This window comes from Acinetobacter indicus CIP 110367 (assembly GCF_000488255.1).
Lineage (GTDB): Bacteria > Pseudomonadota > Gammaproteobacteria > Pseudomonadales > Moraxellaceae > Acinetobacter > Acinetobacter indicus.
The window spans coordinates 47,246-68,943 of record NZ_KI530755.1 but is presented as its reverse complement, the minus strand read 5'-3'; the positions used below and the strand labels follow the sequence as shown (position 1 = coordinate 68,943).

Sequence of the window (21,698 nt, the reverse complement as noted above, 5' to 3'; positions counted from 1 at the left end):
AAGGCTTTTTGCTACAGGCTCATGCTAGGGTAAAGCCATTCATGCACACGATCATAAACCGGTTACAGGATTGCTCATGCCGCAGCATCAACCTTTGGTGAATCAACACAAGCTCTGGAAAACCTTCCTGATTTTCCTGCTGCCGCTGATTGCCACCAATATTCTGCAAAACCTGTCTGGCACCATCAACACTGTCTTTGTTGGCCAGATGATGGGTGTCGATGCCATTGCAGCGGTGGCGGTATTCTTCCCGATTCTGTTCTGTTTGATGGCCTTTGTGATCGGGCTGTCAGCCGGTTCAACCGTGCTGGTCGGGCAGGCCTGGGGTGCGCAGAATATTGAAAAAGTACGCTGTGTGGTCGGCTCGACCCTGTTTATGACCCTGATTGGCGGCACCATCATTGCCATTTTAGGCGTGATTTTCGCCAAATCCATTCTGCTGGCGCTCGGTACCGATCCGCAGGTGATGCATCTGTCGTTGCCCTATGTGCAATGGATGCTGGCCGGTAGCCCGCTGCTGTTTGTCTATATTATTTACACCTCCATTTTACGCGGCGTGGGCGACAGTATTACCCCCTTAATTGCCTTAGGCATGACCAGCCTGATCGGGCTGTTTATTACCCCGGTGCTGATTGCCGGCTATTTTGGTTTTCCACGTCTGGGGATTATTGCCCCGGCCATTGCCACCATTATTGGTTATCTGGCAGTGCTGACTTTCCTGGCAGTGTATCTGAACAAGAAAAACCATCCGCTACGACCGGATTGGCAATTGCTGAAAAATATTCGCCATCAACCGATCTTGAGCAAGATTATTTTACGTCTGGGTATTCCGACCGGCATTCAGATGGTGACCACGTCGGTGGCCGGTCTGGTGATTGTCGGGCTGGTCAACCGTTATGGCGCTGAAGCTACGGCGGCCTATGGTGCGGTGAATCAGGTGCTGAACTATATTCAGTTCCCGGCGCTATCGATTGCCATTGCCGCCTCTATTTTTGGTGCGCAAGCGATTGGGGCCGGCAAGTCCGATTTACTGGCCAAAGTCACCCGTACTGCTTTGGGTATGAACCTGATGATTACCGGGATGCTGGTGGTACTGGCCTATTTATTCTCAAAATATTTAATGGCGCTGTTTATTACCGACCCGCAGGTGGTCGAGTTGGGCCAGCAGCTGCTGTTTATTGTGCTGTGGTCAATTTTGTTCTTTGGTGCCAGTGCCATTTTCGCTTCGATTATGCGCGCCAGCGGGACTGTCACGGTGCCAATGATTATTAATGTGCTGACAATTTTGCTGATTGAAGTGCCGTGTGCTTATCTGTTCAGTCAGTGGTGGGGATTACAAGGCATCTGGTATGCCTATGCGCTGGCCTTTGTCAGTCTGTGTATTTTACAAGGCCTGTATTATCAGTTTGTCTGGAAGAAAAAGACTATTGAGGTGTTGATTTGACGGCAGGAGATAGCGCCTGATTAATTTCCTGAATCACCGCTTGTGCCAATTGCGAAAATAATTGAATACCCTGAATCTCAACGCCAATACGGCCATTAATCGGTTTGACCTGAATGTGTTGATAGTCATAGCTCATGTTAAATTTCCTTCATTTCTCTTTTGATGTTTTTAAAGGTTTCCTCTCGGGATGAGCTGATGATGTCAAAACGGCTTATTCAAATCTGTCAAAAACTTGACAGTTTTATTCTGAATTTCAGATAAATAAAAAATGAAATGTGCTGAACAGCCACAAAAAAGCCCACTTAACGCAGGCTTCTTTCAAATACAATTTATTTACGGCCTTTGCCCAGCTGGGTTGCCACCGCCATCACCCGCTGATAGCCACTTGGGACAATCCGCTGAATTAAATCAATAGCTTTGGCATCATTGCCAATCAACAAACGGCGTTTATCTTTTAAAACCGCATCCAGAATATCGCGTGCTGCATGCTCTGCCGGATAACGCAATAATTTATTGAAGGAGCGTATCGACTTTTCTGAATTCATGCCCAGACTGCTCAGACTGTCATTCATTTTCGCGGCGTTGGCAATATTGGTCCGAATCCCGCCCGGATGCACACACAACGCACTCACGCCACAGTTCTGGATATCCAGTTCCTGACGTAACGACTCGGTATAGCCACGTACCGCAAACTTGGTCGCGTTATAGGCCGATTGGGTCGGCTGCGCAGTAATCCCGAACAGGCTGGAAATATTGACAATATGACCATCACCAGTCTGTTTGATATACGGTAAAAATTCTTTGGTGCCATGCACCACGCCCCAGAAATTAATCCCGACAATCCACTCCAGGTCTTCATAAGAGGCACCTTCAACGGTCGATCCTAAGGCCACCCCGGCATTGTTAAAAATCATATTGACCGAGCCATGATCCTGCACGGTCTGTTCAGCCCAGTGTTTCATGGCCGCCCGATCTGCCACATCCACCTGCGCCGTGGTCACTCGCACGTTATAATCACTCAGCAAGGCTTTGGTTTTAGCCAAACCTTCTTCATTGACATCACTTAAAGACAAATGACAGCCCTGCTGGGCCAATAAGACGGCCAGCTGCTGGCCAATGCCTGAACCTGCTCCGGTAATCGCCGCGACTTTATTTTTAAAATTTTTCATTCCGCTTCCTTTTTATGGATGGTCTGGCTGCGTCCCTCAGGCACGGCAGCGCACTTCAATTTCACCACTCAAATATAATTTTGACAATAATCATTGTCAACGCAAAAGCCCGCAGATTTCTGTCTGCTGCGTTCAAATCTGAATGCCAAACTTCGCACTTAGCGCAAAATCTTGTTAATCTATAGCAATATAGGATGTGAACTGGCCTTTTTACTATGACCGAAGCACAACACCCCGCTCCCCCAAATGCGCAGAATACCCAAAATAAAGAGCGCCAATTTAAAGGATTATCGCTGAGCGAGCGCAAACAGCTACGCCGGGAAAAACTGATTGAAGCCGGCCTGCACGCCTATGGCACGCATGGTTTTTTTGCGGTCACGGTGAAAGATATTTGTACCGAGGCCAAACTCACCGAGCGCTATTTCTACGAATCCTTCAAGAAAAGTGAAGACCTGTTCCAGACCATTTTTTTACAGCTGATTGATGCACTGCAACACAATGTGATGCAGGCCATCATGCAGGCCTCGACCAATCCGCAAAAAATGATTGAAGCCGGTTTAACTGCCCTGCTGACTACGCTCAAAGACAACCCGCAGATGGCTCGGATTATTTATATTGATGCCATGCTGGTACAGGAACTGCACAACCAGGCCACCATTCAGGAAAGCATGGCGCGCTTTGACCGCATGATTCAGGCCTTTGTCATGCTAATGATGCCAAACCTGCAGCATTCAGAACGCGAACTGTCATTAATTGCCAGCGGCCTGAACGGTTATGTCACCCAAATTGCCATCCGCTGGGTCATGAGCGGCTTTAAGCAGTCAATGGATGAAGTGCTCAGCGCCTGTAGCGTGGTGTTCATTTCCCTGCTCGAACATTTTTCCGAAGCGGAGCCAGAAAGTAGCAAAAAAGCCTGAATCCCTGTCATCAAACTGCAAGAAAAATTAAATATTTGAATCTTTTATTTAAATTTTTTTAAATGAATTCCGGATTCAGCCCATTCTGTACAAAAAATTGTCACAAAACATTGCGAAAATAGCGCTGTCTGCCCTTTCTGCAATGATACTGTCATAATTAATCTTTGTAATAAGCCTGTCATAAATATAAACGGTTCACCGTTCACTTATAGGGTATTGCGTTGTGAAAGATGACTACATTTTAATTGTCGATGATGAACTTCCAATCCGAGAGATGATCCATACCTCATTGGATATGGCCGGCTTTCATTGCTTACAGGCCGAAGATGCCAAACAGGCGCATCAGATGATCGTCGATCAACGCCCGGCACTGATTTTGCTGGACTGGATGATGCCTGGCGGTGTCAGCGGTGTTGATTTATGTCGTCGTTTAAAACGTGATGAAAACCTGGCGGAAATTCCGGTGATCATGCTGACTGCACGCGGTGAAGAAGACCACAAGGTTCAGGGTCTGGATGCCGGTGCCGACGACTACATGACCAAACCGTTTTCTACCCGTGAGCTGGTATCACGCATCAAAGCAGTACTGCGCCGTGCCAATGCCCTGAATGGTGAAAAAACCATTGATGCCAACGGCCTGATTCTAGATCCGGTCAGCCAGCGCGTCAGCTTTGGCGACAACATTCTGGACATGGGTCCAACCGAATATCGTCTTTTGGCCTTCTTTATGACGCATCCGGAACGTGCCTATACCCGTGCACAACTACTTGACCAGGTCTGGGGTGGCAACGTATATATTGAGGATCGTACCATTGATGTGCATATTCGTCGTTTACGCAAGGTGCTGGAGCCATTTGGCGCAGACCGCTTTGTACAAACGGTTCGTGGCACTGGATACCGTTTCTCAACCCGTGCGGATGTCGCCTTAGGTTAATCGCTTTTTATGTATGAACCATACCCTGTCCCCGAACTGGCCCGTGACCACAAGAATGTCCGTTACAGCAGTTTGTGGACTTTTGCCAAACAAGATCTCCGTTTACTGATCTTTTTTTTAGTAATTGCAGGTTTTATTGGTCTCGGAATCGAACAGTTCTGGATCTGTATTTTTATTGGCTTTCTGGCGTTTTTCGCCACCCAAATGCGCTCCCTCTATCTGGTCAATGACTGGATTGCCAACCGTCCCTATGATGTTCCCCCCAATTTGCATGGCATTTGGGGGGCTTTATTATTTAATGTCTACCGCTCGCAGCGTCAGGAACGTATTGTCCAGGCCGAAATGGTCGGGCTGATTGACCGCGCCCAGTCGTCACTAGTGGCCCTAGCCGAAGCGGTAGTGCTGATTGATGATAACCATCAGATCGAATGGTGGAACCCGGCAGCAGAGCGCCTGCTCGGCATTCAGCCGCTGGATCGTGGTCGCAATATTTTAACCATTTTGCGCCAACCGGCATTTATTGAATATTTTCATCATATTGATCAGGCGCCAGATGGCTTGAAAATCAAATCGACCGTGCTGGATGAACACTATGTACAGGTCAAAATGACCCGCTTTGGTGGCGAAAGCCGCCTGCTGGTGGCACATGACATGACCCGGATGCACAATCTGGAACAGATGCGCAAAGACTTTGTCGACAATATCTCGCATGAATTACGCACCCCGCTGACCGTACTGAGTGGCTATATTGAAACCTTTACCGACCAGGAAGACATGAATCCGCGCTGGAAACGTGCCTTTGAACAGATGCAGTCGCAAACCCGGCGTATGAATGCGCTGGTCAATGACCTGCTGCTGCTGTCGCGTCTGGAAAATGAAAAGACCATTGCTAAAAACCAGATTATTGACATGCCAAGTCTGATGAACCAGCTGTTTGATGATGCGCATGCCTACAATATTGATTATGGCCATACCCTGAATCTGGATATCGACAGTCATTGCGACCTGATTGGCTCCGATATGGAACTGGCCAGTGCCTTTAGCAATTTAATTACCAACGCCATCAAATACACCCCGAAAGGCGGCACCATTACCATTGGCTGGCATGATGATGGCGAGCATGGCTATTTTAGTGTGCAGGACACCGGCATCGGCATTGATCCGAAACACCTGCCGCGTCTAACCGAACGTTTTTATCGGGTAGATAGCGCGCGTAGCCGTCAGACCGGCGGTACCGGTTTAGGGCTGGCCATCGTCAAGCATGTCTTGATGCAGCACAATGCCCATTTAGAAGTCGAGTCCAAAGAAAATAGCGGCTCAACCTTTAAGGCCGTCTTTCCCAAAGAACGGCTGTATAGCCTTTAAACCGAATACCCATAAAAATGCCCGGATTAATCCGGGCATTTTTCATTTCAATACAAACAGCTTAGAGGCGATGACCCATGGCTTTGCCCATTTCCACCAGAGAATTGGCCTGATACTGCGCATCCCACTGCATTTTATCCTGTTCAAATAAAATCACTGCGGTAGAACCGAGATAGAAACGGCCTAATTCGGCGCCTTTTTCCAGGAACAGGTCATGCTGGTTCAGCTCCAAACGGCCCGATGGTTTGACCTTGCCGGTGGCAACCGTTTCAATACCGGCCACAATCATGGCACCCACCAGCACCACCGCCATCCGGCCCATCTCGGTATCAAACAGGCAGACCATGCGTTCATTACGGGCAAACAGTCCCGGAATATGTTCTGCCGTGGTCTGGTTCACTGAAAACAGCTCGCCCGGTACATACAGAGTTTCAGTTAAGGTACCGGCAAATGGCATATGCACCCGGTGATAATCCCGCGGTGATAAATACACAGTGGCAAACTGGCCATTTTTAAACGGCTCGGCCAGCTGTGGATCGGCAATCAGGTTTTCAACCGTAAAGTTCTGGCCTTTGGCCTGAAAAATTGCACCATCTTCAATTTTACCCAGCTGGGAAATCGCGCCATCAGCCGGAGAAACAATGCTGTTCGGATCGGCATCGACCACACGCACCCCATCTTTTAAGGCACGGGTAAAGAATTCATTAAAGGATTTGAATTTCAGGGCATTGCCTTGCTCGGCAATCGACATATCAATTCCGTACTGCATTTTAAATGCCTGAATTACTGCGTTTTTCACCATCGGGTGTTCACTGGCAGCAATTTTACCCACCACACGAGACAACTGGTGCTGGGGTACCACGCGCTGGGCCTGAATAAATAATTGTTTTTTTAAACGAGATGTGAGGCTCAAGACGGCAACTCTCCGGTAATGATAGGACTGTCGAGGCGATTGCCCCATTCACTCCACGCACCTGCATACGCCCGGATTGGCCAACCCAGTAAACGGCCCAGAATATAGGCCAGACCGGAACGATGATGAGACTGGCAGTACACCACCACCGGTTGGCTTAAATCAAAGCCAAGTTGTTCCAGACGTTGCTGCGTGCGTTCTAGCGGATGCAATTTTAAATGATTTTCGCGGTCAAGGGCAGTACTCCACTCGAAATGTCGGGCGCCCGGCATGTGACCGCCGCGTCGCGCCGCCAGTCGCTGTCCGCTATATTCTTCTGCAGTGCGGCAATCCCAGAGTTGCAGTTCAGCACTTTGTACCTGCTCTAATAACGCATCATATTGAATTTGATACTGATCATTCAGCTGTACCGGCACCAAATGCTCAACCGGCGCAAAGCTCGGCAGCTCCGACGAGGTCGGCAGACCGGCCGCCAGCCAGGCATGAATCCCGCCATTGAGCAGGCTAGTGTTTTCAAAACCTAAACAATGTAAATTCCACAGCAAACGCCCGGCCCAGGCTCCGCCTTCATCGTCATAGGCCACCACATGATGCTCAGGGGAAATATTTAAATAGCGGATCAGTTCTTCCAGGCCGTCCTGCTCCGGCAATAAACCCGAAGCATACTCTTCCTGACGCAGCAATAGTTTTGGCTTTACATGTAGCGCATGTGGAATATGCAGCTGTTCATAGACCGAGTTGCGGCTTAAATCGACAATACGTAATTTTTCACTGCCTAAATAGGGCACCAGGTCTTCGGCTTCAATCAACAGACCGAAATTGATCGTGGCATCATTCATCGTGGTTGTATGTTTTATCACTATCCTTGTCCCTGATGTTAGCACAAGTCATTTTTAGGATTATCCTGAATTTCTGCATTCCTTGCGCAGAAAAATGGATAGAGCTCAACCCGCCACCAGGGAGAGGACGAGGTCCAGCCTTTGCACTGGACCTGGTCTGTATTTTTGCTTATTCCTGAATATCAAACACCTGACGCAAATAAGCGAGGAAGGTGTCGTTGTCGGTCATGGTTTTGCCCGGACTGTCGGAAATTTTGGCCACCGACTGACGGTTACATTCCACCAGCTTTAACACAATATTCAGCGGAGTTTGTCCCATATCATTGGTTAGGTTGGTGCCAATCCCGAAACTGACCTGAAAGCGGTCTTTAAAGTAGTTGTGTAGCGCCCAGGCTTTTTCCAGGGTCAGGCCATCACTAAAGGTCAGCATCTTGGTTTTACTGTCAATTTTCAGCTTTTTATAATGGGCATAGGCTTTGTCGCCCCAGCTATACGGATCGCCACTGTCATGGCGCAGGCCATCAAACAGTTTGGCAAAATACAGGTCAAAATCACGCAGGAAGGCATCCATCCCGACCACATCGGTCAGGGCAATCCCCAAGTCACCCCGATATTCCTGTACCCAGGTTTCCAGCGCCGCTTTCTGGAAGTCACGTAAACGCACATCCAGCGCCTGAAAGGCCTGTAAAAATTCATGCGCCATGGTGCCAATTGGAGTAATGCCAAGCTGTTTGGCCAGCAGCACATTGCTGGTACCTCGGAATACGCCCGGCGCGGCAACATTAATCTGCTGCACCACATGCTTTTGCCAGGCAAAGCTGTAACGGCGGCGTGTACCAAAATCCGAAACCAGAAACGGCGGATCTTCCGGATTCTGCTCAGCGGCATATTGCTGTACCAAGGCCACTTTGGCCTGTAGACGGCGTTCGCCTTCGGCCAGCACCTCATCACTGCGAATACGGCTGAAATACAGCTCATTGACAATGGCTAGCACAAAAATCTCGAACATCATGGCCTGAACCATCGGGCCTTCTACCACAATATCCAGACGCCCTTCACTGTCGATGCCGGCACGAATAAAACGGCGCTTGAGCTGGAACAGTTCCAGATAATCGACAAAATCGCTTTTGATAAAGCGTAAACTGCGCAAATATTGCAGTTCATCTTCGCTAAATTTCAGGCGGCACAAATGATCCAGCTGTGCATTTAAATCATCCAGAATATCCGCCAGTGGATAGACCGTATCTTCCAGATTACGGCAGCGGAAATGATAGACACTGTGGGTTTGCGGGAATTTATGTAAGACCACCTGTAGCATGGTAAATTTGTACAAGTCGGTATCAAGCAAAGAGTGGATGATTGGTGCCATAAGAGTTCGTTTTTGCTGTACTCCTTGCATTAAAGCATAATTTTTACAGCGATATTTAACCTTTTGTATCGACCATTGGGTAAGAACCTGGCGCTCGGCTAGTCCTCACTCAGCTTCTGAAATTGCTGCTGTTGGCCAAATACCCGGGCAAATTCTTCGGCAGTCAGCTGGCCGGTCTGGACCGCGTGAGCATCACAATCGACCTGACGTAACTGCCGGGCAATACCCCACTCGGCTTTTACAATGGCTGCCATTAGCGCGGTATGACCTTTCTGGTCACGTGCACAGCGGTCGGCGCCATAGGCCAGCAAGGTGCTGACAATTGGCTGATGGCCATAATACGTCGCCATCATTAATGGCGTAAAACCGGCCGAATTACGGACATCGACCGGAAAACCGTGCTGTAAAAATTCCTGAATCACGTCATGCTGGCCACTGCGGGCGGCCGCAAAAAACAGATCAATCAGCTCTTGTGCGGCAGATGGTGCTACGGTTTGGCTTGTGGCCGAGGATGAATCTGCTTGTGCCCAGGCCGGTGCTGTGACTACTCCCAGGCTGAACAGTCCGGCACAGAGCATGGTGAAAATACGCATCTTGCTGCTCCTGTCTGAATCGGCAAAAATAAAGAGGTGCCTGTAAAACTCCCCCAGGGTGCAGGAAAGGGATGCGAGTTTTACAGGACTTTCAAGAGGTGACGTCGAGCGCACCCGTCACCAGTACGGTCTAACGCTGTGCAGCTTCTTCTATAACAGCGCTAGAAAAAAGTTTAGTCCTGCAGCTTGGCCGCCTTGGCTTTGACTGTGGCCAGATTGCCTTTGACCGCCGCGGTGAGGCGGGTGCCGTAATCGGCATCGGCCTTGTAGAAATAAGACAGCATGATGTGCTTGGTTTCAGCATCTTTTACCGCGCCCAAATCTACCGCCAGGTTACGGATCAGGTCTTTTTTCTCTACAGCAGAATAAGAACGGTATAAATCACCGGCCTGTTTAAACGGCTGCTGTTTCTGAATGGCCTGTTGCAGCACTGTACCTGCAAGTGGCGTAGCCACCGCACGTGCCACTGCTGCGGCCGGTTTTGGCTGTTTCAGGCTTGGTTCATAATTCACCTCAGAATCCCGCTCTGAGATGTTCATAAAGCCTTCCTGATTATTGTTATTGACCTGCACCCGCGGACGATTGACCGGAATCTGCTGATGATTGACCCCTAAACGGTACAGCTGTGTATCTGAATAGGAGAAAATACGGCCTTGCAGCAAACGGTCTTCGGAGGGCTCAATTCCCGGAATCAGGTTGCCCGGTGCAAAGGCCGACTGCTCGGTTTCATTAAAGAAGTTTTTCGGCATCCGGTTTAAAGTTAATGTGCCGACTTTGGTTTCCGGAATTAACTCGTTTGGCCAGATTTTGGTGGCATCCAGCGGGTTAAAGTCAAAATTGTTCAGGTCTTTCGGATCAAGGACCTGAATATATAAATCCCATTTCGGATAGTTGCCGGCATAAATATTGTTATACAGATCATTGGTCAGGTGGTTAAAGTCCTTGCCCTGCATGTCACGGGTCTGCTCCAGATTCATGCCCTTTACGCCCTGCTGGGTACGGAAGTTAAACTTCACATATTTATATTCGCCTTTGGCGTTATACAGCTTGAAGGCATGTACCCCAAAACCATCTAAATGCCGGTAACTCAGCGGTGTTCCCAGGTTGGAATAGACATAAGTCAGCATATTTACCGACCACGGCTGGCTTTGTAAAAAGTCAAAAATCCGGTTCGGGTCCTGTACATTGGTCACCGGACTTGGCTTCATGGCGTGAATGAAATCTGGAAACTTCATCGCATCACGAATAAAGAACACCGGCAGATTGTTGCCGACCAAATCCCAGTTGCCTTGCTCCGTATAAAATTTCAGACCAAAACCATGCGGATCACGCAGGGTTTCCGGCGAACCTTTGGGATGAATGACCGTAGAAAAACGCAGGAACACCGGTGTTTTGGTACCGGCTTTAAACAGTGAGGCCACGGTTAAGTCAGATAAATCTTTGGTCGCCACAAATTCGCCATAAGCGCCCGTGCCACGGGCATGTACCACCCGCTCAGGAATACGCTCCCGCCCAAAACGCTGCAGTTTCTGCACCAGTTGTACATCTTGCAGTAACACGGCACCGTTTTCACCGGCAGTGATCGAGTTCTGGTTATCGCCTACGGCTGCGCCATTGTCTTTGGTGAGTACTGCTGCTTGTGTGCTCAATGTCATGGTTGCCAGCATCGCAACCCATAATGAATGTTTCACCATTCCATCACCTCTTGTTTATACTTTCCCTTTCCTGCAGGCAAAAAATAGCAATCATGACAAAATTGTGAAAACGGAATATTTTTATAACCAGAATCGTTTTATTAGATAAAACATCAATCCCATATTGGTTTTAAGAGATTAAATCAACAAAAAGCCGACGTTCTCTGTTTTGGATCACAATTTGCTACAATCTCTCCCCATCAACACAGTCAGACAGTTCATTCGTATGCGCGCATTATTACAACGGGTTCTTGAAGCCAAAGTGGTGGTAGAGGGAGAAGTCACCGGCCAGATCCAGCACGGTATTCTGGTTTTTTTAGGTTTGGGCAAAGACGATAATCTGGACAAAGGCAAAAAGCTGATTGATAAAATCCTGAAATATCGCTTTTTTGATGATGAACAGGGCAAGATGGGCTGGAATGTCAGCCAGGCCGGCGGCGGTATTTTACTGGTATCGCAGTTTACCCTGATGGCCCAGACCCAGAAAGGTTTACGCCCTGACTTTGGCCCGGCGATGCCCCCCGCGCAAGCCAAAGAACTGTATGATCAGCTGGTGGACTATGCCAAAAGCCAGTTTGCACAGGTAGAAACCGGTATTTTTGCCGCCGATATGAAAGTGCATCTGGTCAATGACGGGCCGGTGACCTTTCAGCTGGAAATTGAATAAGCCAATGCTTGGTGCATAAAAAAGGTCTTCCACTGGAAGACCTTTTTCTTGGGCGTTTCGACGCAGCAATCAGATTGATTTACCAGTTTTCTGCTTAATAAACTGACGCGCCATTTTAATTTTTTCTTTGACCGGTTTCGGCAGCTTTGGTGGTACCAGTTTCGCCACCTGGTTAAACCAGACCAGCAGACCAAAATCACCTTCCATTTTAATGGTGCCATTTTGCATGCCGGTCATAAAGGCAGTCGGATCGCCTTTCATCAGGGTTTTCACGCCCTGCTCGCTGTCGGCGAACTGCAAAATAAAATCGGCTTTTTCAGCATCACCCGACACGGTATCAATGTCGCCATTATTGACAATAATCTGGCGGGCAAAACCGGTATCGGTACCAATCTGGATGCGGAACTGACGCTCATGAACCAACTCAATAAATTTAGGGCTGGTACGGGCAAGCTGCTTCATACGCAAAGCCAAACCTGTCACGAGTAAATCAAGCGGATCCGTGCTGACATCAACCAGAGGGAGTTTCACGACAGGAATTGAGGAAAGTTTCATGACGTCCGAGCCTATTGTAATTGTTGGGTTAGATTGCTTTTCATCCTAACATAAACAGCTGATTTTTCAGCAAGGCTTTGTATAACAATCATTATCGAAAGTAAAAAAAAATGTACATGACTGTACATTTTTTGGACGTCTTATCTGTATAGAATTAACGGCTGGAATACTGCTGCTGGTCATCTTCATACACTGGGGTATGTTCGATATAACGTCTTTTGGCCAATGCACGCTCTGCACGACGGTCTTCGCGTAGCAAAAGCAATGTCACAACAATCATCGCCAGGGTTAATGCAGACAGATAGCTGTAGGTCACAGGCAGTTCAAAAACAGTTTGTACGCTAAAACGGACCGTTTCCAAAATACCCCAGAATGCCATACCGGCCAACATGAAGCTTAACCAACGACGATAAGGCGAAAAGAAAACAGCAATCAAAGCAGCCGCTACCAAGCTCAAGCCGACTATAGTTGCTAAATTCGCTGTTAACATAAAAACCTCCGTCCAAAAATGGATGTGGATCTTGTCGAGTCCCCATGCCATCTTCAATACTTGTAAATGAATGGCAAGGCCAATTTCAAATCTATGGAAGCATTATGAGTAGTTTTCTGGATAAAAAAAGACTTAAATTTTGACCACGCGACACACATTGTCGCAATATTATATTGTCATTACACTTTTTTAATTTTAAAGATTTCTGAAGATAAGGCTACTCCTTCTTTCGCGTGTCATTACAAAAAAACAACCTGCAAAACTGCCCTGAAAAATATTTTTTTCAATGTTTTTAAAGCAGATTTCGATTCAGTCAAAAAATGAACATTTGCCCTTGTTCACTGATTTTGCATAAAAAAAGCGCAGCCCTTATGCTGCGCTTGATTCAACCTGTGCTGTGCTTAAGCCCGGTTCAGGTCTTTATCATGGACACCTAATAGATACAAAACACCATCCAAGCCAACGCTGGAAATCGCCTGATTGGCATTTTCACGTACCAGCGGTTTGGCACGGAAAGCAACCCCCAGACCGGCAATGGATAGCATTGGCAGGTCATTGGCACCATCACCTACCGCAATGGCCTGCTCCAGAGAAATACCCATTTTCTCGGCCAGTTCACGCAGCAACAGGGCTTTACGCGCACCATCCACAATATGGCCTTTCACTTCCCCGGTTACCACGCCATGCTCGACATCCAGAATATTGGCATGTACTTCATCAATCCCCAGCTTGTCCTGCAGATATTCGGCAAAGTACTGGAATCCGCCCGATAGAATCGCAGTGCGATAGCCCAGGGCTTTTAAGGTCGAAATCAGACGCTCGGCGCCTTCAGTCACGGTTAAACGCTCGGCGATTTTTGGCAGAACCGACGCATCCAGACCTTTTAGTAAGGCCACACGGGCACGGAAACTTTGCTGGAAATCCAGCTCGCCCTGCATGGCACGCTCGGTAATTTCAGCCACTTGTGCACCGACACCGGCTTCAATCGCCAGTTCGTCAATCACTTCCTGCTCAATTAAGGTTGAGTCCATGTCAAAGCAGACCAAACGACGGTTACGGCGATAAGCATTGTCTTCCTGTACCGCGACATCGACGCTTAGCGCGTTGGACAGGCTTAAACAGGCGGCACGCATGGCTGCGGCATCGAGCATCTGACCGCTTAAACCAAACTGCACACAGGCACGTTTTGGCCCCTGGCTGGAACCATCTGCTGCCGGACGGCCAGACAGACGGGTCACGGTCTCAATATTGAAACCCTGGCTGGATACAATTTGTGTTACTGCCTGCAGATGAGAGGCATTGAGTTCTGGCGCCAAAGCCGTCACGATGTAACGGGTACGGCCACCTTCATTGACCCATTGTTCATACTCTGTTGCAGAGATCGGTTTAAAGCGCACAGTTAAGCCAATATCATGTGCTAAAATCAGGATCTCTTTCATGGCTAATGCGGTAGCCGTCTGGTCATCTGATGAGACGACAATACCTAAAGTCAACTGGTTATGAATGACCGCCTGACCGACATCTAAGATTTGTAAGGAATGAGCGGACAGAACCTGCATTAATCGAGTAAACTGATTCGGTTGGTCAGGTCCTAAAAATGATATAAGAATGATTTCTCGCATGAATTGACTCGGGTCTGAGCTACAACTATTGTTAGAATCATAATCGAATTTAAGTAGAATTACTTTGGAAGTTTACGTTGAATGCGCCTAGACAAGGGCTATTTGCTAGCCTACTGACCATAAGTTTTGCCTTGCATACCTTTTTACTGGTACTGGCAACGACTCACCAGCTCAATGAAAATCGGGCCAGTCAAGGCCAGCTGATCACCAGCCAGCTGGTCACAGACAGCCTGTCCGAGCTGGAACCGGCCAATACCGTTTCACTGGCGCTTCTGGCCGATCGTTATGCCACCAACCCGAGTATTGCCTCAATTCGCATTCTGAATACCAACAATCAGGTGCTGGCCACCGGTGGCCTGGCCAAAACCCGTCAGGGTGAAGTCTTTGTACGCGATGCGCTGCAAAACGAAAAGAAAGTCGGCACCATTGAAGTGACCCTGGTCAAACCAAGTATTGGCGAAATTCTGCGTACCCAGTGGATGGCGATTCTCAGTTCGCTGTTTATTCATGCCCTGCTGTGGCTGGCCTATCGTGCGATTGCCCGTCCAAGCCGTTCAGAATATCTGACGCGTATCAACAATGAATCGCGTCTGAAACACGAAATCCAGAATCTGACCCAGGCATTGGAGCAGGAAAAACACAATACCGCATTGGCGATTGCACAGGCGCAGCAACAGGCCAAAGCCGCACCAAAACTGAAAGAAAACAAACCGGCCCCGGTTGATCCGCATACCATTTCGTTAAACATCCAGTTCTATGATCCGAAACAGTTGATGGATACGGTCAACAAAACCGTTTCGGTGCCGTATTTTAATCTATGCCAGATTTTCCTGAACAAGAGCATCGAGCTGTGTGTGCAGCACTATAAACTTAGCCAGCAGGATATCACCACGGTACAACCATTCCATGAAGATGGCGCCACCTTAAGCATGTCGGCCGATAAACCGAATGCGGCATCGTGTCTGGCGATGATTGGCACCGTGTTCCAGCTGCTGTCTGAAGTGCTGTATAAACGCTACCGTGAAGAAAAACGCTTTGTGCTGCAAACCCGCAGTGCACTGTCCAGCCCGGTCGATGCCATGCAGCTGTCTTCGGTGCAGGCGGCAGAACGCTTGGTCAGCCAGCTGTCAGCTAAGGAAAATGCGGTGCATTTACCGCATGAATTACTGAAAACCCTGTCCGATCATTATGAACTGGTCAGTATGCCAAACCCGACCAATGTGCTGACCCGGCATGCCTATATGGTCAATGGCATGGACAGTGAAGCGGCCGAACTGGCCCAGCAGTTAAGAACTGAAATTTTACGTGGCAAGCACTCTAAAGCGTCTTAAGACGCAGCAGCCGCTGTCGTCTGATCAAAATCCTGACCCGTGTCAGGATTTTTTGATAGAGGCTTAGAGTTTGAGGAGCTTTTTTTGCAGTAAATAGGCCTGTGCACTGTGCAGGGGCTGTTCCGGTTCCGGCTGCACTTTCTGCCAGTGGCCATCGGACTGCAATTCCCAGGCATTCTGGTTGTCATTTAAATAGCTGCGTAAACCATCTTCGACAATACATTTCTTGATCTTGCTGTCCAGAATCGGGAAACAGGTTTCAACCCGTGAGAACAGGTTACGTCCCATCCAGTCAGCGCTGGCACAGAACAGTTTTTTCTCGCCGCCATGTTCAAAATAATAGACGCGGGTATGTTCCAGGAAACGACCGACAATCGAACGCACCCGGATATTGTCTGACATGCCCGGCACTTGGGGAATCAGGCAGCAAATCGAACGGATAATCAGATCAACCTGCACCCCGGCCTGAGAGGCACGGTATAGCGCCGCAATCAGTTGTGGCTCGGTCAGGGCATTGACTTTAATCATGATCTGCGCGGCTTTGCCGGCCTGGGCAAATTCAATTTCCTGTTCAATCAGTTTCAGCAGTTCAGTGTGCAGGGTGAACGGCGCATGCAGCAGGTTTTTCAGTTTGGCCATTTTGCCCATGCCGGTCAGTTCCTGGAACATGCGGTGCACATCTTCACAGATATCCGGCTGGGTGGTCATCAGGCCGTAGTCGGTGTACATGCGCGCATTGCCGGCATGGTAGTTACCGGTGCCCAAGTGCACATAACGCACCAGCTGGTCCTGCTCGCGGCGTACCACCAGAATCATTTTGGCATGGGTTTTATAGCCGACAATGCCATACACCACTACCGCACCGGCTTCCTGCAGCACGTTGGCAACCATGATATTGGATTCTTCGTCGAAGCGGGCACGCAGTTCAATGACCGCAGTGACTTCCTTGCCATTACGCGCCGCTTCAGCCAGTACCTGCACAATTTCCGAGTCCGGACCACTGCGATACAGGGTCTGTTTAATTGCCAGCACATGCGGATCTTTGGCCGCTTCTTTGAGCAGGCTGATCACCGGCTGAAAAGAATCAAACGGATGATGCAGCAATACATCCTGCTTTTTCAGCACCTCAAAAATTGGTTTCTGCTTGCGAAATACCGGCGGAATCACCGGACTAAAAATCGGATATTTCAGTTCCGGACGGTCAAAACTGGTGGTGAGACGCGACAGGTTAATTGGGCCACTGGTCTGATACAGCTGCTGCTGATCCAGATCAAACTCATCTAGCAAGTAGTCAATAATACTCTGCGGGCAGTCATCTTCAATTTCCAGACGCACCGCACGGCCGAAACGGCGTGATGACAGCTCATCTTTTAAGGCCACCGCCAGATCATCGACATCTTCCGACAGAATCAGGTCGGCATTTCGGGTCACACGAAAAGCATAGCAGCCGGTGGCTTTCATGCCTGGGAACAGGTCATTGATATGCTGCTGGATAATTGCCGTCAGGAAAATCTGTTCCTCCCCTTCCCCGGCCACTTCAGGCGGCAAGGCAATTAAGCGCGGCAAGGAACGTGGGGCTGGCACAATCGCCATTTCAATTTCACGGCCAAAGGCATCCTTACCTTCCAGACTGACAATAAAGTTCAGGCTTTTATTGACCAGTCGCGGAAACGGATGTGACGGGTCCAGACTGATTGGGGTCAGTACCGGCTGGACCTGTTTGGCAAAATACTGGGCAATCCAGGGTTTATGCTTGTCCTGAATTTGTGAATATTGGATAAAACGAATCCCGGCCTGCTGCAACTGCGGCAGAATGTCCTGATTTAAGGTGCGATATTGCATCTCGACCGCCGCATGAATTTCTTCAGATAACTGTGCCAGCACCAGTTCGGTCGGAATTGCATCCGGGGTGCGGGTCAGGGCATTTAAATCCAGCTGTTTCATTAAACCCGCCACGCGGATTTCAAAAAACTCATCCAGATTTCGGGAAAAAATAATCAGAAAGTTTAAGCGTTCCAGCAGCGGCAGACGCTCATCCAGCGCTTGGGCCAATACCCGTTGATGGAACTCGAATAATGCCAGTTCCCGATTGAAATAGGTCATGGATGAATGCTGAAAATCGCTCATATCTCACTCTATGCTGTCTTACAACAGTCTGTTTGTGCCGCCTCTGTGAGGGCATCTTAGAAATTGAATATGACAGTTGTGTTACAAAAATGACCAAATGATGAAAATTAGCCCAAATTTGTTCAAAATAAAAATCTGTTTTTTATCATTTTTTTGTTTTTTATCTAAGTAAAAAGACAGCATATTCAATATACTAAGGCATCCTTGCCTTGATGACAGCCGGATGACAGCTGTCCTTTATTGGCGCTGCCGGCTGGCCCAATAGGTGGCCAGTGCCGGTCCGGAAATATTGTGCCATAAACTGAAGATGGCACTCGGCACGGCGGTCACCGGAGACGCGGCAAAATGCACCGCCGCCAAGGCCACGCCCAAGCCAGAATTCTGCATTCCGACTTCAATCGACACCGCTTTACTGTCGGCATAGGGCAATTTAAATAAACGCGCTGCCCAGAAACCGAGTAAATAGCCCAGGCCATTGTGCAGCATCACCACCGCTAAAATCAGCAAGCCGCTTTCCAGAATCTGTGCCCGGCTGCCGGCGATAATTGCCGCGACAATGGCAACAATCGCCACCACCGAAACCAGCGGCATCAGGGTAATGGAACGCTCCACCTGAGTTTTAAACAGCGCGCGCAGCAGCAGGCCCAGTACAATCGGGAACAGTACCACCTGTAAAATCGAGCTCAGCATGGACCAGGCATCAATTTCAATCCACTGGCTGGCCAGCACAAAGAAAATTGCCGGGGTCAGCAGCGGCGCCAGCAAGGTCGACACCGAAGTACAGGCCACCGACAAGGCGGTATTGCCTTTGGCCATATAGGTAATTACATTGGAAGCCGTACCACCCGGGCAGCAGCCAACCAGAATCACCCCAATGGCAATTTCCGCCGGTAACCGGAACAAGGCACATAACAGATAGGCCAACAGCGGCATCACCATAAACTGCGCAGCCACGCCAATCGCGACTGCTTTGGGGCTTTGCAGCACGCCTTTAAAATCCTGCAGTGACATGGTCATGCCCATACCAAACATGATGATGCCAAGCATCCAGGTAATATAGGCTTTTAACCAGACAAAAGCCTCTGGCTGATACATGGCAATCACTGCAAACAGCAGCACCCACAGGGCAAAAGTTTTCTGTACAAACTGGCTAAAACCTAACACCATAGACCTCGGCACGTTCTGAATGAATGATTCGGGCCAATCAGGCCAGGCTTGGCTGTGCAGCAGGCTGTAACAGGCTCAGCACATCTTTGCTATAGACCCGTTTCACCCCATGCGCCAGCATCTCCTGCCAGGCATGTTGCAATGAACCTTTCAGGTCTATGCCTTTGCTGGCATCGGCAATGACAAAGGTGTTAAAGCCCAGCTTGCAGGCATCTATGGCGGTCCAAGCCACGCAAAAATCGGTGGCAATGCCGGTAATAAACACCGTGTCGATGCCACGCGCTTTTAAATAGCCGGCCAGGCCGGTGGTGGTTTTCTGATCTGCTTCCATAAAGGCCGAATAGCTGTCAATTTGCGCATGAAACCCTTTGCGGATAATCAGCTGCGCCTGCGGCAAGTCCAGCGCCGGATGCAGTTCGGCATCGGTGGTGCCCTGAACACAATGTGCCGGCCACAGCACCTGCTCGCCATATTCCAGCATCACCACTTCATACGGCTGTTTGCCCGGATGATTGTCGGCAAAAGAAATATGATTCTGCGGATGCCAGTCCTGGGTCAGGACAATATTGTCGAAGACCTGTCCCAGCTGGTTAATGATCGGAATAATCTGATCGGCATCAGCGACGGCCAAATTACCGCCCGGCGTAAATCCATTTTGTACATCTACTACGATCAATGCCGTCTGCGCTTGCATAACACCTATCCATGTTTCGCTTATTGTCAGCGTCCTAGCATATACCAAATGGATGGTTTTGTTGCAGTGGAATCATTGGACTGCACGGTGAAAACAAAACAGCCCGCATATGCGGGCTGTCTGAAGGGGTCGTTACAATGCGTGTTTAGTTTTGAATACGACGCACCAGCAGTAACATAAAGATGGCAGAGATCACGATACATGGAATCGCGGCAGAGATCACCCCTGCTGCACCAAAGCCAGCCGTTAACAGTGAACCGGCAATCGCAGGCCCAAGCATCGCACCAACACGGCCCACGGCAGATGCCACACCAATACCAGTACCACGCACTTCAGTTGGATACACGATACCTCCGAAGGCATACAGTACGCCCTGACAACCAATGACGAATGCACCCACCAGCGCAGAGGCCAGATACATTTGGGTTAACGAGCCTGCAGCGTTCAGTGCCAGCAGACCGGCCAGAATACCGCCGTACATCAACAGAATGACATAGGCTTTTTTCCAGCGATCGGTCAGCATACCCAAAATAACGGTACCAATCGTCGCGCTGACCATAAAGTAGAACTGTGCAGTTGCGCCTTCTTTACGCGAGAAGCCCAGTTCCTGGAACAGCGACGGTAACCAGCTCAGCATGATGTACACCACCATCAGGGTGAAGAAATAGCTGACCCAGATGAACATGGTACGGAGCAGGTTGTTCGAGTTAAACAGATCTTTAAACGAACCTTGTGGCGTAGCTTCTGCTGTCGTATTCGCAGCCTGATCTTTGGCTTTTAAATATTCCTTTGATTCTGGCAATAACCACATCATCACTGGAATGACGATAATAGGTAATAAACCGCCTAGGTAGAAAATGTTTTTCCAGTTAGAACCGAAATCGGTACTGGCAATTAACGATAAAATCGCAGCACCGACTGGCATACCACAGTACATCAGACCTACGGCACGGCCACGGTTTTGTGGTGATACCGCTTCAGAGGCCAGCGTAATCAGAATTGGCATGGCTGCACCCAGACCGGCACCGGCCAGGAAACGTACCGCCAGCAATGAGTTAAAGCTGTTGACCCATACGGTACATAAAGTAAAGACCGCAAACACGGCAGTCGACCAGATTAGCACCTGTTTACGGCCAATACGGTCTGCCACGCGTCCACCAACCAGTGCACCAGGCAATAAGCCCAGAATCCCTGCACTAAAAAACACCCCCAATTGCGAGCTATCGAGGCCAAAATGCTCACGGATACCAGCTGCGGCAATACCTGCTGCCTGGATATCCAAGCCTTCAATGACCGCAATCAAGAAACAGATGGCTACTGTCACAATCGCATGTCGATTATCTGATCTTTCCATTGGAGAATCCTTGTTTCAATCAGTGTTTATAAAAGGTTAAGACCGCCATCATCTATGAGGATGTCCTCTGAATTAACTACCAATAAGTGGAATAAAGCCCCGGTCTGGCAAAAAATTAATAGACATTTCTTATTTTAAGACACGCAAACATATAGTTTTAGAAAGACTTAATTGAGGAATATCACTTTAAAAAAACAATAAAATTCATATAAATATCAAAGGATATAAATAAACAGACAGTCAAAACTATTATTTTTATTTAGATCTGAAAAAAATCATTCAGTAAAGTTTTAAGCAGGAAATGGCATTAAAAAAAAGCCTGTTCAAATAATTTTCAGGTCTAGTTTAAGTGTTTTTTTATCTTAATTCCGACCCTTTTACCTGGTTTTCACAGCTTTTTACTGCTTTTTCCAGGCAAAATTGCTGTCCGGACAGCTTCTATAGACCTGTGCTT

20 protein-coding genes are annotated in these 21,698 nt (G+C 48.6%); 6 read left to right on the top strand and 14 right to left on the bottom strand.

All coding sequences use genetic code 11. The features are described 5' to 3' along the window. The first annotated feature begins 76 nt into the window (after nt 1-76). The gene (locus P253_RS08890) at nt 77-1,444 is read left to right on the top strand and encodes an MATE family efflux transporter (RefSeq protein ID WP_016658708.1); all 1,368 of its coding nucleotides are present in this window, start codon (nt 77-79) and stop codon (nt 1,442-1,444) included. On the opposite strand, the gene P253_RS15895 is transcribed toward P253_RS08890, so the two are convergent. Then, nucleotides 1,425-1,580: a hypothetical protein gene (locus tag P253_RS15895; RefSeq protein WP_016658707.1), complete on the bottom strand. Its 156-nt coding sequence runs from the start codon at nt 1,578-1,580 to the stop codon at nt 1,425-1,427. The genes P253_RS08890 and P253_RS15895 overlap by 20 nt on opposite strands. A 193-nt stretch (nt 1,581-1,773) precedes the next feature. Continuing rightward, nucleotides 1,774-2,613 carry an SDR family NAD(P)-dependent oxidoreductase gene (locus P253_RS08885; RefSeq protein WP_016658706.1) on the bottom strand — a complete coding sequence of 280 codons (840 nt, stop codon included), beginning with the start codon at nt 2,611-2,613 and terminating at the stop codon, nt 1,774-1,776. A 215-nt stretch (nt 2,614-2,828) separates the two neighbouring features. On the opposite strand from P253_RS08885, the gene P253_RS08880 reads away from it, so the two are divergent. The 3 genes from P253_RS08880 (at nt 2,829) to phoR (ending at nt 5,829) form a co-directional block, all read left to right on the top strand. After that, nucleotides 2,829-3,530 carry a TetR/AcrR family transcriptional regulator gene (locus tag P253_RS08880; protein WP_005180893.1) on the top strand — a complete coding sequence of 234 codons (702 nt, stop codon included), beginning with the start codon at nt 2,829-2,831 and terminating at the stop codon, nt 3,528-3,530. Between the two features lie 223 nt (nt 3,531-3,753). Continuing rightward, a complete protein-coding gene (gene phoB, locus P253_RS08875) occupies nt 3,754-4,464 on the top strand; it encodes a phosphate regulon transcriptional regulator PhoB (RefSeq protein WP_005180894.1) in 711 nt (236 codons plus the stop codon). Nucleotides 4,465-4,473: 9 nt separating this feature from the next. Beyond that, a complete protein-coding gene (gene phoR, locus P253_RS08870; RefSeq protein WP_016658705.1) occupies nt 4,474-5,829 on the top strand; it encodes a phosphate regulon sensor histidine kinase PhoR in 1,356 nt (451 codons plus the stop codon). 61 nt (nt 5,830-5,890) lie between these two features. Here phoR and asd read toward each other — a convergent pair whose 3' ends face one another. The 5 genes from asd to P253_RS08845 all read right to left on the bottom strand — a co-directional run bounded on the left by asd (nt 5,891) and on the right by P253_RS08845 (nt 11,237). Beyond that, nucleotides 5,891-6,742: an archaetidylserine decarboxylase gene (gene asd / locus P253_RS08865; RefSeq protein ID WP_005180897.1), complete on the bottom strand. Its 852-nt coding sequence runs from the start codon at nt 6,740-6,742 to the stop codon at nt 5,891-5,893. Further along, nucleotides 6,739-7,581, bottom strand: a complete 843-nt coding sequence (locus P253_RS08860; protein ID WP_005180899.1) for a sulfurtransferase — start codon at nt 7,579-7,581, stop codon at nt 6,739-6,741. The genes asd and P253_RS08860 overlap by 4 nt, the downstream gene beginning before the upstream one ends. Before the next feature lie 169 nt (nt 7,582-7,750). Beyond that, a complete protein-coding gene (gene pncB, locus P253_RS08855; RefSeq protein ID WP_035363359.1) occupies nt 7,751-8,950 on the bottom strand; it encodes a nicotinate phosphoribosyltransferase in 1,200 nt (399 codons plus the stop codon). 98 nt (nt 8,951-9,048) lie between these two features. Continuing rightward, nucleotides 9,049-9,543, bottom strand: coding sequence for an ankyrin repeat domain-containing protein (locus tag P253_RS08850; protein WP_016658703.1), 495 nt, complete (start codon nt 9,541-9,543; stop codon nt 9,049-9,051). A gap of 173 nt (nt 9,544-9,716) precedes the next feature. After that, on the bottom strand, nt 9,717-11,237 hold the full coding sequence (locus P253_RS08845) for a catalase (protein WP_016658702.1): 1,521 nt from the start codon (nt 11,235-11,237) through the stop codon (nt 9,717-9,719). Nucleotides 11,238-11,463: 226 nt separating this feature from the next. On the opposite strand from P253_RS08845, the gene dtd reads away from it, so the two are divergent. Then, the gene (gene dtd / locus P253_RS08840) at nt 11,464-11,904 is read left to right on the top strand and encodes a D-aminoacyl-tRNA deacylase (protein WP_035363358.1); all 441 of its coding nucleotides are present in this window, start codon (nt 11,464-11,466) and stop codon (nt 11,902-11,904) included. Between the two features lie 69 nt (nt 11,905-11,973). Here the strand turns inward: dtd and P253_RS08835 are convergent, their stop codons facing one another. The 3 genes from P253_RS08835 to serB form a co-directional block, all read right to left on the bottom strand. Beyond that, complete coding sequence (locus P253_RS08835; RefSeq protein WP_016658700.1) at nt 11,974-12,459, bottom strand: hypothetical protein; 486 nt, start codon at nt 12,457-12,459, stop codon at nt 11,974-11,976. 154 nt (nt 12,460-12,613) lie between these two features. Continuing rightward, nucleotides 12,614-12,949 (bottom strand): ciprofloxacin tolerance protein AciT, encoded by a 336-nt coding sequence (gene aciT / locus P253_RS08830; protein WP_005180916.1) that lies wholly within the window; start codon nt 12,947-12,949, stop codon nt 12,614-12,616. 401 nt (nt 12,950-13,350) lie between these two features. After that, nucleotides 13,351-14,571, bottom strand: coding sequence for a phosphoserine phosphatase SerB (serB, locus tag P253_RS08825; protein ID WP_005180917.1), 1,221 nt, complete (start codon nt 14,569-14,571; stop codon nt 13,351-13,353). A gap of 77 nt (nt 14,572-14,648) precedes the next feature. On the opposite strand from serB, the gene P253_RS08820 reads away from it, so the two are divergent. Then, nucleotides 14,649-15,902 carry a hypothetical protein gene (locus P253_RS08820; protein ID WP_016658699.1) on the top strand — a complete coding sequence of 418 codons (1,254 nt, stop codon included), beginning with the start codon at nt 14,649-14,651 and terminating at the stop codon, nt 15,900-15,902. Nucleotides 15,903-15,965: 63 nt separating this feature from the next. On the opposite strand, the gene ppk1 is transcribed toward P253_RS08820, so the two are convergent. The 4 genes from ppk1 to mhpT form a co-directional block, all read right to left on the bottom strand. Further along, nucleotides 15,966-18,029: a polyphosphate kinase 1 gene (gene ppk1 / locus P253_RS08815; RefSeq protein WP_016658698.1), complete on the bottom strand. Its 2,064-nt coding sequence runs from the start codon at nt 18,027-18,029 to the stop codon at nt 15,966-15,968. A gap of 237 nt (nt 18,030-18,266) precedes the next feature. Beyond that, entirely contained in the window at nt 18,267-19,196 is a 930-nt protein-coding gene (locus tag P253_RS08810) for a bile acid:sodium symporter family protein (RefSeq protein ID WP_034598041.1), read from the bottom strand. 37 nt (nt 19,197-19,233) lie between these two features. Next, complete coding sequence (pncA, locus tag P253_RS08805; RefSeq protein WP_005180927.1) at nt 19,234-19,890, bottom strand: bifunctional nicotinamidase/pyrazinamidase; 657 nt, start codon at nt 19,888-19,890, stop codon at nt 19,234-19,236. 145 nt (nt 19,891-20,035) lie between these two features. Then, nucleotides 20,036-21,244, bottom strand: coding sequence for a 3-(3-hydroxy-phenyl)propionate transporter MhpT (gene mhpT / locus P253_RS08800; RefSeq protein ID WP_005180930.1), 1,209 nt, complete (start codon nt 21,242-21,244; stop codon nt 20,036-20,038). Between the last annotated feature and the right edge of the window lie 454 nt (nt 21,245-21,698).

Excerpts from the sequence above, each read along its gene's own strand:
- P253_RS08890 (WP_016658708.1), top strand. The coding sequence starts at position 77 with ATGCCGCAGCATCAACCTTTGGTGAATCAACACAAGCTCTGGAAAACC.
- P253_RS15895 (WP_016658707.1), bottom strand. The coding sequence starts at position 1,580 with ATGAGCTATGACTATCAACACATTCAGGTCAAACCGATTAATGGCCGT.
- P253_RS08885 (WP_016658706.1), bottom strand. The coding sequence starts at position 2,613 with ATGAAAAATTTTAAAAATAAAGTCGCGGCGATTACCGGAGCAGGTTCA.
- P253_RS08880 (WP_005180893.1), top strand. The coding sequence starts at position 2,829 with ATGACCGAAGCACAACACCCCGCTCCCCCAAATGCGCAGAATACCCAA.
- phoR (WP_016658705.1), top strand. The coding sequence starts at position 4,474 with ATGTATGAACCATACCCTGTCCCCGAACTGGCCCGTGACCACAAGAAT.
- P253_RS08860 (WP_005180899.1), bottom strand. The coding sequence starts at position 7,581 with ATGAATGATGCCACGATCAATTTCGGTCTGTTGATTGAAGCCGAAGAC.
- pncB (WP_035363359.1), bottom strand. The coding sequence starts at position 8,950 with ATGGCACCAATCATCCACTCTTTGCTTGATACCGACTTGTACAAATTT.
- P253_RS08850 (WP_016658703.1), bottom strand. The coding sequence starts at position 9,543 with ATGCGTATTTTCACCATGCTCTGTGCCGGACTGTTCAGCCTGGGAGTA.
- P253_RS08845 (WP_016658702.1), bottom strand. The coding sequence starts at position 11,237 with ATGGTGAAACATTCATTATGGGTTGCGATGCTGGCAACCATGACATTG.
- dtd (WP_035363358.1), top strand. The coding sequence starts at position 11,464 with ATGCGCGCATTATTACAACGGGTTCTTGAAGCCAAAGTGGTGGTAGAG.
- P253_RS08835 (WP_016658700.1), bottom strand. The coding sequence starts at position 12,459 with ATGAAACTTTCCTCAATTCCTGTCGTGAAACTCCCTCTGGTTGATGTC.
- aciT (WP_005180916.1), bottom strand. The coding sequence starts at position 12,949 with ATGTTAACAGCGAATTTAGCAACTATAGTCGGCTTGAGCTTGGTAGCG.
- serB (WP_005180917.1), bottom strand. The coding sequence starts at position 14,571 with ATGCGAGAAATCATTCTTATATCATTTTTAGGACCTGACCAACCGAAT.
- ppk1 (WP_016658698.1), bottom strand. The coding sequence starts at position 18,029 with ATGAGCGATTTTCAGCATTCATCCATGACCTATTTCAATCGGGAACTG.
- P253_RS08810 (WP_034598041.1), bottom strand. The coding sequence starts at position 19,196 with ATGGTGTTAGGTTTTAGCCAGTTTGTACAGAAAACTTTTGCCCTGTGG.
- pncA (WP_005180927.1), bottom strand. The coding sequence starts at position 19,890 with ATGCAAGCGCAGACGGCATTGATCGTAGTAGATGTACAAAATGGATTT.
- mhpT (WP_005180930.1), bottom strand. The coding sequence starts at position 21,244 with ATGGAAAGATCAGATAATCGACATGCGATTGTGACAGTAGCCATCTGT.